This window comes from Flavobacterium sp., from assembly GCF_041392085.1.
Classification (GTDB): Bacteria; Bacteroidota; Bacteroidia; order Flavobacteriales; family Flavobacteriaceae; genus Flavobacterium.
Window position 1 is genome coordinate 397016 of the sequence record NZ_JAWKMW010000005.1, and the last position, 15700, is coordinate 412715.

Genomic DNA, 15700 nt, shown 5'->3' on the forward strand with positions numbered 1-15700 from the left:
CCCATTAAAATTTCCTTTTTTCCATAACTCTCTTACCTTTGTGAGTCAAACATAGAAGAATTAAATTCATGCACAAAGACACCAAACGCAGAGAAGCCCTTTTATATCATGCAAAACCAAATCCAGGGAAAATTCAAGTGGTTCCTACTAAAAAATACGCCACTCAACGTGATTTGTCGTTGGCCTATTCACCCGGTGTGGCCGAACCTTGCTTGGAGATTGCCAAAGATGTCAATAATGTTTATAAATACACCGCCAAAGGAAATTTGGTTGCAGTAATTACTAATGGAACGGCTGTTTTAGGATTGGGAGATATTGGTCCGGAAGCCTCAAAACCCGTGATGGAAGGAAAAGCGTTACTCTTCAAAATTTTTGCTGATATCGATGTGTTTGATATTGAAGTGGGCACAAAAGATATTGATGCCTTTATTGAAACGGTTAAAAATATCGCTCCGACTTTTGGGGGAATAAACCTCGAAGACATCAAAGCTCCTGAATCATTTGAAATTGAACGCCGTTTAGTGGAGGAATTAAACATTCCGGTCATGCATGACGACCAACACGGTACTGCAATTATTTCTTCTGCAGCCTTGTTGAATGCTTTAGAACTAGCCAATAAAAAAGCCGATGAAATAAAAATTGTTGTTTCCGGAGCCGGTTCAGCTGCCTTGGCTTGTGCTAATTTATACCTTTTATTGGGTGTAAAAGCTGAAAATATCATTATGTTTGATAAAGATGGAGTGCTTCATGCAGAGAGAACTGATTTATCACCTTTGCAGCAAAAATATGCTTCCGGACCAAAAGGCACTAACTTAGGTGATGCCATGAAAGGAGCCGATGTTTTTTTAGGATTGTCTGCCGGAAATATTTTAACACCGGAAATGTTGCTTGATATGGCTCACGACCCCATTGTTTTTGCTATGGCTAATCCTGTTCCTGAGATTGATTATGATTTGGCTATTTCTACCCGAAAAGACATTATCATGGCAACAGGACGTTCCGATCATCCTAATCAGGTGAACAATGTACTCGGTTTTCCATATATTTTTAGAGGAGCGTTGGATGTAAGAGCAACCAAAATTAATGAAGCGATGAAAATGGCCGCCGTTCATGCGTTAGCGGAATTGGCCAAAATGCCTGTGCCGGAACAAGTCAATATTGCTTATGGCGAAACCAAATTAAACTTTGGTCGCGATTATATTATTCCAAAACCATTTGATCCAAGATTGATAACGATTGTCGCACCGGCAGTTGCCAAAGCAGCAATGGAATCGGGAGTGGCTCAAAATCCTATTTCGGATTGGGAAAAATACGAAGAAGAATTAGCAGAGCGATTAGGTTCTGATAATAAAATGGTTCGCTTGTTGGCGAATCGTGCGAAAACAGACCCAAAACGAATCATTTTTGCAGAAGCAGATCATTTAGACGTATTGAAAGCCGCTCAAATTGTAATGGAAGAAGGGATTGGGAAACCAATCCTTTTAGGAAACAAGGAAACCATTTTAGAATTAAAAGAAGAAATTGGATTTGACGCGGATGTTCCTATTTTAGATCCCAAAACAAAAGAATTAGATGGTAAACGTATGCAATATGCCAATTCTTTTTGGGAAGCCAGAAAACGAAGAGGCATCACGTTGTTAGATGCACAAAAATGGATGCGGGAACGCAATTATTTTGCTTCTATGATGGTGAATGAAGGCGAAGCAGATGCTTTGGTTACAGGTTATTCCAGAAGTTATCCGTCAACCGTTAAGCCGATTATGCAATTGATTGATAAAGCACCAGGTGTAACCAGAATTGCTACAACCAACATGATGATGACCAATCGAGGCCCCATATTTTTCTCTGATACGGCAATAAACGTAGATCCAACCCCAGATGATTTAGCAAAAATTGCTTTAATGACGGCTAAAACAGTCAAAATGTTTGGTCTGCAGCCAATTATTGCCATGGTTTCTTATTCGAATTTTGGTTCATCCTCTAGTCAAACATCTGAAAAAGTACGTCAAGCAGTTACCTACTTACACAAATATTATCCGGATTTAATTGTAGATGGGGAAATTCAAGCCGATTTTGCTTTGAATCCAGAAATGTTGAAAGATAAATTTCCATTTTCTAAATTGGCCGGAAAAAAAGTTAATACACTAATTTTCCCCAATTTAGAGGCGGCTAATATTAACTATAAAATGTTGAAAGAATTATATAAAGTGGATTCCATCGGACCAATTATGCTGGGTTTAGATAAACCGGTTCACATCTTTCAATTAGGAGCCAGCGTGGAAGAAATGGTCAATATGGCCGCTGTGGCAGTAGTTGATGCTCAGGAAAAAGAGAAAAGATACAAATCTTTAAAAGTTAGTTTTTAACTAAATTTTATGTTATTAATCGTTTTGTTGGTTGATAATTAAAGATTTTTGTTACATTTGAAAATTAACTTAAAACTTTCATGATTGCTCATATACAAGGTCGTTTGGTAGAGAAAACACCTACTGATGTGGTTATCGACTGCAACGGAGTGGGTTATCAATTGCACATTTCGTTGCATACTTTTTCATTAATTCCAAATTCAGAAAATGTAAAATTGTTTACGTATCTTCAAATTAAAGAGGATGCTCACACATTATTTGGTTTTGTTGAAAAATCGGAAAGAGAAATTTTTAAATTGTTACTTTCCGTCTCAGGTATTGGAGCGAGTATTGCCAGAACAATGCTTTCTTCTATGGAGCCTAAACAAATTTTAAAAGCAATAGCTTCAGGAGATGTTAATGCAATTCAAGCAATTAAAGGAATAGGTGCAAAAACAGCTCAACGAGCTATCTTGGATTTGAGAGAAAAAGTGTTAAAGGTCTATGATTTAGATGAAGTTTCAATGTCTTTAAACAATACAAATAAAGATGAAGCGTTATCTGCATTGGAGGTTTTGGGTTTTAACAAAAAATTGGCTGAAAAGGTGGTAGACAGAATAGTGAAAGAAAATCCGGATACCTCTGTGGAATCAGTAATTAAACAAGCATTAAAAAATTTATAATTCTTGAAAACTATTTATAATTTTAATTTTGTTACGTCATTTAAAGTTCTCTTTTTTTGGCTTATTTTTCTTTTAAGTTGTACTGTATTTTCCCAAGAAGATGATAATGAAACACCGACAGATTCTGTTGGATATAATGTTGGAAAAGTAACATTAAATAATCCGCCAAGTATTGTATCGGCCTACACTTATGATCCTGTCACTGATAGGTATATATACAATAGTAAAATAGGAGAATTTAACATTAATTACCCCGTTATTCTTACGCCAAAAGAGTATGAAGAATTAGTACTTCGTGAATCAATGCGTAATTATTTCAAACAAAAGTTAGATGCCATTGATGGCAAAAAAGAAGGAGCAGAAGATGCTAAAAAAGATTTATTGCCACGCTATTATGTAAATTCTGGTTTTTTTGAAACAATTTTTGGTAGTAATACAATTGATGTCCAACCCAGGGGATCAGTCGAAATGGATTTGGGCATACGTTATACCAAGCAAGATAATCCGTCTTTTTCACCAAGAAACAGAACCACAACTACATTCGATTTTGACCAACGTATAAACATGAGTTTAACCGGTAAGGTTGGTACAAGATTAAGTGTTAACGCAAATTATGATACGCAATCTACTTTTGCTTTTCAGAACTTAATCAAATTAGAATATACACCTGATGAAGATGCTATTCTACAAAATATTGAAGTAGGTAATGTGAGCATGCCACTAAACAATACTTTGATTCGTGGTGCCCAAAGTTTATTTGGTGTAAAAGCACAGTTTCAATTTGGTAGAACTACAATTACTGGGGTGTTTTCCGAACAAAAATCACAGACCCGTTCGGTAACAGCAGAAGGAGGAGGAACCGTACAAGATTTTCAATTATTTGCATTGGAATATGATGCTGACAGACACTTTTTTCTATCTCAATATTTCCGAAGTAGATATGATGCTTCTCTGAGACAATATCCAATGATTGATAGTCGTGTACAAATTACTAGAATAGAAGTTTGGATTACAAATCGTCAAAATAGAATTAATACCTCTCAAGAAGGTAATAATTTAAGAAATATTATTGCCATTCAAGATTTAGGAGAATCACAATTACCGGGACTTACAGATACAGAAATTGTTGGAATTGATCCGATTCCGGCAGGTTTTTTTAATGTAATAGCGAACACCCCGTCGAAGAACTCAAACAATGATTTTGACCCTGCTTTAATTCAAAGTGGTAGCGGTTTATTACGTCCTCAAATTAGGGAGATTGTAACTTCTAACGAAGGATTTAACTACAATGCCGTGGAAGGTTTAGATTATTCGAAATTGGAAAACGCCCGTAAACTAACATCAAATGAGTTTACTTATCATCCACAGTTGGGTTACATTTCACTTCAACAAAAATTAGCCAACGACGAAGTTATTGCGGTTGCTTATCAATATACAATTGGAGATGAAGTTTATCAAGTTGGAGAATTTGGAAATGATGGTGTGGAATCTACCGTCGTAGATCCGGGAACCAATATTCCGGTGACCCAGTGTTTAATTTTGAAAATGTTAAAGAGTAATTTAACGAATGTTGAAAAACCAATTTGGAATTTGATGATGAAAAATATCTATCAAATACCGGGGGCATTTCAGTTAGAACAGGAGGATTTTAGATTTAATATTTTATATTCAGATCCGTCGCCACTTAATTATATTACACTTACAAACCCTTTGCCATCACCGGAAGACGAAGTTTCAGAAACACCTTTGTTGAGGGTTTTTAACGTAGATAGATTAAATTATACAAATGACCCTCAACAAGGAGGAGATGGTTTCTATGATTTTGTTCCCGGTTTAACAGTGGATACTCAAAACGGACGATTAATATTTACTACGGTTGAACCTTTTGGAGAGCATTTATTTGATAAATTAAAATCAAGTCCGGGTGAAGATTACAACAACACTGTTTCCGGATATAATGCAAATCAAACGAAGTATGTTTACCGAAAAATGTATCGAAGCACTCAGGCCGATGCTCTTCAAGAAAGTGAAAAAAATAAGTTTTTGCTGAAAGGGAGATATAAATCAACCGGTGGAGATGGAATCCCAATAGGAGCATTTAATGTCCCTAGAGGGTCGGTGGTAGTTACTGCAGGTGGGCGTACTTTGGCTGAAGGAATTGATTACACCGTAAATTATCAATTAGGTAGAGTACGAATCTTAGATCCTTCTTTACAAGCGTCAGGAACACCTATAAATATTTCTGTTGAAAATAACTCTGTTTTTGGTCAACAAACAAGAAGATTCATGGGGGTTAATGTAGAGCATAAGTTTTCAGATAAATTTCAAATAGGAGCTACTTACTTGCGAATGACGGAAAGACCATTTACGCAAAAATCGAGTTTTGGACAAGAATCTGTAAATAATTCTATTTTTGGATTTAATGGAAACTATTCAACAGAACTTCCCTTTTTAACTAGACTAGTAAATAAATTACCCAATATAGACACGGATGTTCCATCCAATATTTCTGTTCGAGGTGAAGTTGCATTTTTGAAGCCGGACACACCTAAAGCGGATAATTTTGACGGAGAATCCACACTTTATGTGGATGATTTTGAAGGTTCGCAAACTACTATCGACATGAAATCTGCATTATCTTGGAGTTTGTCGAGTGTGCCACTTCACAATAATGAAAGTACTTATGATTTTGGAGAAACACTAACAGGCAGAAATACCGGTTTCAAAAGAGCAAAATTAGCATGGTATACAGTTGACCCAATTTTTTATACGAGTCAACGACCAAGTAGTATTTCTGATGAAGAGATGGCGTTGAATAAAACAAGAAGAATTTTTATCAATGAAATTTTTCCAGTAACAGATATTGCTCAAGGTCAACAAACCGTTATTAATACGTTAGATTTAACTTATTTCCCAACAGAAAGAGGGCCTTATAATTATAGTCCCGATACAACTCCTGAAAATACTTTACCTAATCCGGAAACAAATTTTGGGGGAATTATGCGTGCCATTAACTCAACTAATTTTGAGCAAGGAAACGTTGAGTATATCCAGTTTTGGATGATGGATCCTTATCACGGAACAGACGAATTTAATCCAACAAATACAGGAGAAATTTATTTAAACTTAGGAGAAATTTCAGAAGATGTTCTAAAAGATGGAAGAAAACAATATGAAAACGGTTTACCGGGGGTTGGTTCAACACAGCCAACAATTCCAACTTTTTGGGGTAAGGTACCGGCTTCTCAGTCGTTGATTTATGCCTTTGATACTGAAGACGGTAATAGAGCTCTTCAAGATGTTGGACTCGACGGAGTGAATGACGCAGAAGAATTAACTTTGGATGGTTTACCTCCTCAGTTTTCTTCATTCCAAGATCCGGCTGCAGATAATTATCAATTTTATTTAGATGCTACCGGTAACGTTATTGAACGATATAAAAACTATAACGGATTAGAACGAAATTCACCGGTGAGTGTTTCAGATAATAACCGTGGAAATTCAACATTGCCCGATGTTGAAGATATTAACCGAGACAATACGATGAATACGATTAACGCGTATTTTGAATATAAAATTGAAGTGTCTCCTAATCTATCGGTTGGACAAAATTATATCACAGATATTGTTTCTGTTGCTGCTACACCACCTAGTAGTGACGGACCGGGTTTGCCGGCTGCGAGATGGCTACAATTTAAAATTCCGGTTTCTCAATTTGATAACAAAATTGGTAGTATTTCCGATTTTCGTTCCATACGATTTATGAGAATGTTTATGACTGGTTTTACAGAGGAAATAACTGTGCGTTTTGGTGTTTTGGAATTAGTTAGAGGAGAGTGGAGAAGGTATTTAGGAACCTTAGACCCAAATGAAACAGTAGAAGAGGATGAAGACGACAATACAGGTTTTGATGTTCAATCGGTGAATATTCAGGAAAACAGTAACAGAACACCCATTCGTTATGTTATGCCTCCCGGCGTAAATAGAGAACAACTTTACAATAATAATACTGTAATTAATCAAAATGAGCAATCGTTGTCTCTGCGTGTTACGAAAAAGAATTCCAGTTTACCTGGCGGTTTAGAGCCACAAGATTCTAGAGCTGTATTTAAAAATTTAGAAGTAGATATGCGTCAGTTTGAAAAACTAAAAATGTTTATTCATGCGGAAGCAATAGAAAATAATGTGGATGCAGAAAGATTATTAGATGACGAAATGGTTGCATTTATTCGTTTTGGAAATGATTTTACCCAAAATTTCTATCAAGTTGAAATTCCACTAAAAGTTACACCTCACGGTTCAACTGTTGCCGAAGAAGTTTGGCCTGAAGAAAATGAAATTGATTTGAAGTTAGCATTGCTTACACAACTTAAAATTTTATCTATAAACGGAGCCAACCCTAATCCTGATGAAATTTATTTTCAAGATGAAGAACAATTAGATCCATCGGCAGCTTCAAAACCAAATAAACTGCGTTTAGGGATTAAAGGAAACCCTAATTTCGGATTAGTAAGAACATTGATGATTGGTCTTCGAAACAATAAAACCGGAGCTGTTGAAACACAAAGTATTCGGGGTGAAGTTTGGTTCAATGAATTACGTGTAGCTGGTTTAAAAAATAAAGGAGGCTTTGCGACTATATTAAATTTGGATGCTAACGCGGCAGATTTTGCAACGGTTTCAGCAACAGGAAGAATGAGTACCATTGGTTTTGGAGCCTTGGAGCAAGGGGTTAACGAACGAAGCCGTGAGGATATGCAACAATACGACATCGTCACTAATATCAATGTTGGGCAATTGTTGCCTAAAAAATGGGGAATCAATTTACCATTTAACTATGCTGTAGGTGAGCAAACCATTACACCGGAATATGATCCCTATAATCAAGATATACGATTAGAGCAATTGTTAGATATAACTACTGATGCTGCAGAGAGAGAAAACATTGAGAAAAGAGCAATTGATTATACTAAGCGTAAAAGTATTAACTTTATTGGTGTAAGAAAAGAACGAGGGCCTGAACAAAAAGCTCGTGTGTACGATGTTGAAAATTTTACCCTTTCGCATTCGTTTAACGAAGTAGAAAAACACAATTATGAAATTGAAGATTATATAGATCAACAGACGAGAACAGCTGTTGATTATGCTCATACATTTCAAAATAAACCTATTGAACCATTAAAGAAAAATAAGTTTATGAAGAAATCGCAATATTGGAAGTTGTTAAGTGATTTCAATTTTAATTATTTGCCTTCCAATATTAACTTTAGTTCAAACATAATCAGACAGTATAATCGCCAACAATTCAGACAAGTTGAAGTAGAAGGAATACCACTTTCTGCTTTGTACAGAAGAAATTATTTGTTTAATTACCAATACGGGTTCAATTTTAATTTGACGAAGTCATTAAAATTAAATTATAATGTTAGTAGAAGTAATATAGTGCGAAACTATTTTGATGAAGAAGGATTTCCTGAAGAAGACAATCGAATTTTTGATGATTATTGGGATCCGGGAACACCTGATCAACACAATCAACAGTTTGTGTTGAATTATGATATTCCTTTGAATAAATTACCGTTTTTAAGTTTCTTAAAATCGAATTATTCGTACACAGGGACCTATAGTTGGATGCGTTCTTCTGATGCATTAGCTACATTTGAAACCGAAGACGGGTTAGTTTATAACCTTGGGAACACTATCCAAAATTCGGCATCACATCGTTTGAATGCCACCATGAATATGGATTTGTTTTATAAATATATTGGATTATCCAAAACTAAAAAGAAAGCCCAACCAAAACCAGCAGCACCAAAACCAGGAGAAAAAATCGTAAGTACAAGACAGCCACAACAAACAGAAGGAAATGTTTTTTTGGATGGTTTAATAGGAGTATTAACAAGTGTCAAAAATATTCAAATAAATTATACTCAAAACGAAGGAACTGTATTGCCAGGATATACTCAATCACTTGGATTTTTTGGCACATCTAAGCCCACCACCGGATTTGTTTTTGGACTTCAAGAAGATGTGCGATATGAAGCCGCTCGAAGAGGTTGGTTAACAATCTACCCGGAATTTAATCAAAACTTTACAAAGGTTGTCACCAAACAACTCAATGCAACGGCAAAAGTTGATTTATTCCCTGACTTCACGATAGACCTAACGGCAGACAGAAATTATATGGAAAACTTCTCCGAGCAATATGATGTAGAAAACGGTATATATAATTCAAGATCGCCTTATACAACCGGTAATTTTACCATTTCAACTGTATTGATAAAAACAGCTTTCCAAAAAAGTGATGAATTTAATTCTCAAGCTTTCCAAGATTTTAGAGATAATCGTTTGCAAGTTGCCAACCGATTGGCTGCTCAATACTATATTGGGGAAATTCCAAGAGTAACAGATACTTCTAATCCAAATTTTGGTTTTCCTATAGGTTTTGGTAGAAACAGTCAAGCAGTACTAATTCCTTCTTTCTTAGCAGCTTATTCCGGAAAAGAATCTGGAGGAATTTCACTAAGTGCATTTCGTGATATTCCTTTACCTAATTGGACTATCAAGTACAGTGGTTTGATGCGGTATAAGTTCTTTAAAGACAGGTTTAAACGTTTCTCTTTGCAGCACAGTTATAAAGCGGCATATACAATTAATTCGTTCCGTTCAAATTTTGAATATGAACAAAACCCTAACCAACTTGACCAAGGAGGTAATTTTTATAACAAAACACTTATGCAAAATGTGAACTTGGTCGAACAGTTTAATCCCTTGATTCGTATTGATTTTGAAATGCAAAATTCGTTTAAGTTTTTGGCCGAAATGAAAAAAGACAGAGCTTTGTCTTTAAGTTTTGATAATAACTTGCTAACAGAAATTCAAGGACTTGAATATGTTGTTGGACTTGGTTTCCGTTTCAAGGATGTAACCTTTACTTCCTCATTGGCCGATAATCCTCAGGGAGTAATAAAAAGTGATCTCAACATTCGAACAGATTTTTCATTTAGAGATAATAAAACAATTGTTCGTTATTTAGACTATGATAACAATCAATTATCCGGAGGACAAAATATTTGGTCTGCAAAGTTAACCGCGGATTATGCTTTTAGCAAAAACCTAACTGCGATTTTCTTTTATGATCATACGTTTTCTAAAGCAGTAATATCCACTGCATTTCCTTTAACTAATATTCGAGCAGGATTTACCTTGCGATATAACTTTGGAAATTAATTAAAAAAATAAATAAAAAAATAGTTTTAAATCATTGTATAAAATTTAAATTTGTACAAACAAAAGACAAGAATGAATATACCATCAAATTTAAAGTATACCAAAGACCACGAATGGGTTAGTTTGGAAGGAAATATTGCTACAGTAGGGATAACGGATTTTGCTCAAAAAGAATTAGGTGATATTGTTTATGTTGAAGTGGAAACACTTGATCAAACATTAGATAAGGATGAAGTTTTTGGAACTGTTGAGGCTGTAAAAACAGTATCTGATTTATTTTTACCGTTAGCTGGAGAGATTATTGAGTTCAATGAAGAATTGGAAACAAGTCCAGAAAAAGTGAATACTGACCCCTATGGAGCGGGTTGGATGGTTAAGGTAAAAGTTTCTAATCCTGCCGATGTGGAGGAATTATTAACCAGTGAAGCCTACAAAGATTTAATTGGTGCATAAAAAAAACTTGCTTTTACTTGCCTTATTTTTATGGGTAATTTGTATTACTACATTAAGTTTGACAAGTTTTAATAGTTTTCCTAAAATTGCCCCGGTTAACTCAGATAAATATGTTCATTTTGTTTTTTATTTTATTCTGACTTTGTTACTTGTTTTGAATGCTCTAAACAAAACCACATTGAGAAAAGTTGTTGTCTTTTCTTTTTTGGCAACTGTATTTTATGGCATAATTATTGAGATATTACAAGGTGTTTTAACCGAAGACAGGAAACCTGAATTGGCAGATGTTTTATCGAATACTATTGGTAGTTTTTTAGCATCAATTTTTATACTGCTGAACAGGAAAAGGTTAAATTTTATAAAATAATTTTAATTTTTTTCATAAATAGCTATATTAGCAACTCAATTAACGAATCATGGAACCAAAAAAGAACTTAAACGTTGATCCTAAAAGAAATAGTTCGCTCTATTTTCAACTTGGATTAGCTGCTATTGCAATACTTTCTTACCTTGCAATAGAGTTAAAAACATATGAAAAAGATTTGTCTGGTCTTGATAAAAAGGTAGACAATAGTTTCTTAGACGAAGATGTGCCGGTAACAATGCAACTTAACACACCACCCCCACCCCCACCGCCACCCCCACCAGCTCCAGAAGTAATTAAAGTGGTTGAAGATAAAAAGGAAATAAAAGAGGTTGAGATTCAATCTACTGAAACCAACCAAAAAGAGGAAGTTGTAAAAGCCGAGAAAGTGGTTGTAGCGGAAGTGGAAGAACCTGAAGTGGATGTGCCGTTTGCTATTATTGAAGATGTGCCATTGTTTCCTGGCTGTGAAAGTGTACCAAAAGACAAAAGAAAAGATTGTTTTCAGGAGAAAATACAGGCTCATATTAAGAAAAACTTTAGTTATCCGGATGCAGCTATTGATGCAGGTCATCAAGGAAAAGTATTTGTAAGTTTTGTTATTGAAAAAGATGGTAATGTAACCATTGCTAATATGAGAGCTCCTTATCCTACTTTGGAAAAAGAAGCCAGAAGAATCATGACTAAATTGCCAAAAATGACTCCCGGAAAGCAAAGAGGTAAGCCTGTACGAATGACGATGAGTATCCCAATTACATTTAAATTAGATCAATAGATAATGAAATAAGTTGGTAATCCACTCAATTTGAGTGGATTATTTTTTTGGCATAACTTTTGGTTTCTATTTTATAACTAATCCTTAGAAACCATGAGAGATTTAGATGACTATCCTAATGTAAAGCACAATGGAAAATTATATTTTCAACTTGGGCTTTTAGCAAGTTTAATTGCTGTTTATTTTATTATAGAATTGAAAACTCCAGCTTCAGAAATAGAATCGTTTGGAGAAAAAGAGATTATTGATATCTCTGAAAAACCATTTTTTGATGTTTTTAAGGTAGAACAAGAACCTCAAAAAGAAATTGCAAAAGCTAACCCCAAACCTAAATTAACTCCTAGAAAGCCAATTGTTACTACATTTAAACCAATTGATAATTTAGAAAATGAGTCCGTAGAAACAGAGTTAACCGCAACAGATGATTCACATACGGAAGATTTGGCTAAGGTTGAATCATCAAATACACCATCATTAACCACTGAAACACCAATCAAAAAAGAAGTTTACGAGAGAAATGAATTAGATGAGTTGCCAACTTTTAAAGCTTGTGTAGGTTTAAATCGAGAGTCGCAAAGAGCTTGTTTTAACGAGCAAATGAAGAAATATATACAAAGAAACCTACGTTATCCGGAGAGAGCAAGAGAAAAAAATAGCCAAGGATCCATTTTAGTCGAGTTTATCGTGACAATGAATGGAACTATTGCTGGCGTTAAACCGGTTGATGAAGTTGAGTTCAATGATAAGGATCTTGAAAAAGAAGCTTTACGTGTAATTAACAGGTTGCCAAATTTACAACCCGGAAAAGTAAAAGGAGAGCCGGTTAATGTTCGCTATAGAATTCCAATAACATTTAGATTAAATAATTAAAATATTTATACCTAAAAACTATCCCACTTCAGTGGGATTTTTTATTTTTACGCAATGGATATTAAACAATTTTTAGATTCAACCTATTTAAAAACGCCTGAACAGGCGGGCTTGTCCTATGAAGAAAATAAAAAAGTAGTACAAGGGTTTATTTTGGAAGCCATTGAGGAAAATTTCAAGTTAATCATGATTAGACCTGATATGGTTGCTTTAGCAAAAAGAATGATTACGGAAGCAAAATCCAAAGTGTTGGTTGGTACTGTAATTGGCTTTCATGAGGGAAATGCAAGTATAGAAGAAAAGCTTTCCGAAGCAAAAAAAGCCATTGAAGATGGTGTTGATGAATTGGATTTTGTTTGTAATTATGAATTATTCAAATCCGGACATATAAATACAGTGAAAGAAGAAATTCTAAGATGTACTCAAATAGGATTGTCAAATCACAAAACAGTGAAATGGATTATTGAAGTGGCGGCTCTGTCTGACCACCAAATTATCCAATTGTCAACGTTGATTAAAAATGTTGTAATTGCAAACTTTAAAGAAGATTGTTACACCTCCGTATTTGTAAAATCGTCCACAGGATTTTATCAAACAGAAAATAGCAAACCCAACGGAGCAACAATTCCCTCTATTATCATGATGCTTGAAAACTGTGCTCCTCTTCCGGTAAAAGCAGCTGGGGGTGTTCGCTCTTATCAAGAAGCTATGGCTATGATTAATTTAGGGGTGAAAAGAATTGGAACATCCTCTGCCAAAGCTATCTCTGAGGGTTTAACTACCGAAGATAATTATTAATAGTGATTCAAATGAAAAAATATATAGTTCTTTTAGTGTTTATAACATCTAACTTTTTGTGTTCTCAAGACAAAAAGGTTGAGCAATTTCCTGTTTTTCCAAATTGTGAAAACAAATTCAACGAAACGTTGGAAAGTTGTTTTTATGATGAAGTACAGCAAAAAGTATTCACGAATTTTAGAGTACCGCAAAGCGTAACGGATAATAATTTTAAAGGAAATTTTATTGTTTTGTTTGAAGTAAATCAAGAAGGGAAATTTGTAATGCAATATTCGGATGCTACCTATCCGGAATTAAACGAAGAAATCAAAAGGGTTTTTGATGAAATGGATCCCATTGGCCCACCAACATATGCAGGAAATCCAACCTATTCAAGATATTCCATCCGAATATATATACCGCTACAAGACCCAGTTCAAGCTAAACTGGCAAAAATAGAAGCTGAGAAAAAAAGTGCTTCAGAATTCAAAGTAAATAAAAATGAATTAGATGAATATGAGAGCATTAAAAGTGAAAAATTTTCTAATCCACAATTTAAAAGTCATTTAAACATTCCTTTTTCACATAGTAATTATGCCCAGTTTGATGCAGCCTTAAATCAAGTTGGCACAAATAACCACACAGCTTCTAAACCTTATACATACGCAGAAGTAAATAAATATTACAATCTGGAGGAAGCAAATCAAAAAGTAATGAAGAATAAAACAGGTTGGTGGGGAAGAAAACTTTGGAATGAAAATTTAGTTGCCATCCAAGGAAAAGACTATTGGTTCACTATGAACCCGATTTTAGATTTAAGGATAGGAAAAAGTAGTCCAAGTGAAATTAGTTATACCTATCAAAATACGAGAGGTCTTCAAATTCAAGGAGGCTTAGGTAAGCAACTCAATTTTTCCACTTCCATTTATGAAAGTCAGGGTAGGTTTGCCGATTATTACAACCAATATGCCGAAAGTATTGCTCCTTCGGGGGGTAATCCTGCAGTAATCCCAGGAGTTGGAATAGCAAAACGATTTAAAGATGATGCGTATGATTTCCCCTTATCTGAAGCAAATTTAACCTATACGCCAAGCGATTTTATTAATCTTCAATTGGGTTATGGAAGAAATTTTATTGGTGAAGGATATCGTTCACTCTTAACGAGCGATGGAGCTAGTCCGTACCCCTATTTCAAAATCAATACTACTTTTTGGAAAATAAAATATACCAATACCTATATGTGGTTAAAAGATATTCGTCCGGAAGCGACCGTTGACGGAACTTATGCAACTAAATATATGGCCAATCATTATTTAAGTTGGAATGCTTCTAAACGTTTAAACATTGGTTTTTTTGAATCGGTAATTTGGACAAACACAAATGACCGTGGTTTTGATTTTAGTTTTGTTAACCCAATTATTTTCTACAGAACAGTTGAATTTACATCTTCTTCTAGAACAGGAAATGCACTTTTGGGATTGACAGCAAAATATAAATGGAGTAATCAAGTGGGATTATACAGTCAATTTTTAATAGATGAATTTTCACTTGCCGATGTCAGGGAGGCCAATCAAAGTTGGAAAAATAAATTCGGTTATCAAATTGGAGCAAAATATTACAATGCTTTTAATGTAGAGAATCTTTTGTTGCAATTAGAGTATAATCACATTAGACCTTATGTGTATGCACATAGTTCACCTATTACAAATTATGGTCATAACAACCAAAGTCTTGGTCATCAATGGGGTGGAAATGCCAGAGAAGTGGTTGCTATAGCTCGTTATTTCAAAGGAAGATGGTTTGGTGATGCCAAATTAACGTATGGAATTAGAGGCTTAGATTTCGATACTGCAGACAACTCATTCAATTACGGAGGAAACATCTATAAAGATTATGACGATCAAAGGCCTTTTGATACAGGTGTTAGTATAGGTCAAGGAAATAAAACGACCATCATGATTGCCGATTTGCAGGCTGGTTATTTAGTAAATCCGGCATCTAATCTAAAAGTTTTTGCTCATTACATTTATAGAAACTTTGATCCGACTCAAAATACGGCTACAACATTTAAGCAAGATTCATCTTGGTTTTCTGTTGGGTTGAGAGCAGATTTATTTAATTGGTATTTTGATTATTAATTTAACACCAATTTTCTAATTTGTCCAATTCTTTTTAAAGTTTCTAATTTGTATCTTTGCCGAAG

The 15700-nt window shown here is 34.7% G+C and carries 9 protein-coding genes; all 9 read left to right on the top strand.

Annotation, left to right across the window (positions count from 1 at the left end):
- Positions 1-68: 68 nt before the first annotated feature.
- The 9 genes from R2782_RS04720 (at position 69) to R2782_RS04760 (ending at position 15635) form a co-directional block, all read left to right on the top strand.
- Positions 69-2366, top strand: coding sequence for an NADP-dependent malic enzyme (locus tag R2782_RS04720; RefSeq protein WP_371266916.1), 2298 nt, complete (start codon positions 69-71; stop codon positions 2364-2366).
- A gap of 80 nt (positions 2367-2446) precedes the next feature.
- On the top strand, positions 2447-3028 hold the full coding sequence (gene ruvA, locus R2782_RS04725; protein ID WP_371266917.1) for a Holliday junction branch migration protein RuvA: 582 nt from the start codon (positions 2447-2449) through the stop codon (positions 3026-3028).
- 3 nt (positions 3029-3031) lie between these two features.
- Entirely contained in the window at positions 3032-10258 is a 7227-nt protein-coding gene (gene sprA / locus R2782_RS04730) for a cell surface protein SprA (protein WP_371266918.1), read from the top strand.
- A gap of 72 nt (positions 10259-10330) precedes the next feature.
- Complete coding sequence (gcvH, locus tag R2782_RS04735; protein ID WP_371266919.1) at positions 10331-10711, top strand: glycine cleavage system protein GcvH; 381 nt, start codon at positions 10331-10333, stop codon at positions 10709-10711.
- Complete coding sequence (locus R2782_RS04740) at positions 10704-11078, top strand: VanZ family protein (RefSeq protein WP_371266920.1); 375 nt, start codon at positions 10704-10706, stop codon at positions 11076-11078. The genes gcvH and R2782_RS04740 overlap by 8 nt, the downstream gene beginning before the upstream one ends.
- Before the next feature lie 49 nt (positions 11079-11127).
- Positions 11128-11850, top strand: coding sequence for an energy transducer TonB (locus tag R2782_RS04745; protein WP_371266921.1), 723 nt, complete (start codon positions 11128-11130; stop codon positions 11848-11850).
- Positions 11851-11943: 93 nt separating this feature from the next.
- Positions 11944-12720, top strand: coding sequence for an energy transducer TonB (locus R2782_RS04750; RefSeq protein WP_371266922.1), 777 nt, complete (start codon positions 11944-11946; stop codon positions 12718-12720).
- A gap of 54 nt (positions 12721-12774) precedes the next feature.
- The gene (gene deoC / locus R2782_RS04755) at positions 12775-13518 is read left to right on the top strand and encodes a deoxyribose-phosphate aldolase (protein ID WP_371266923.1); all 744 of its coding nucleotides are present in this window, start codon (positions 12775-12777) and stop codon (positions 13516-13518) included.
- A gap of 11 nt (positions 13519-13529) precedes the next feature.
- On the top strand, positions 13530-15635 hold the full coding sequence (locus tag R2782_RS04760; RefSeq protein WP_371266924.1) for a gliding motility protein RemB: 2106 nt from the start codon (positions 13530-13532) through the stop codon (positions 15633-15635).
- Positions 15636-15700: the final 65 nt, after the last annotated feature.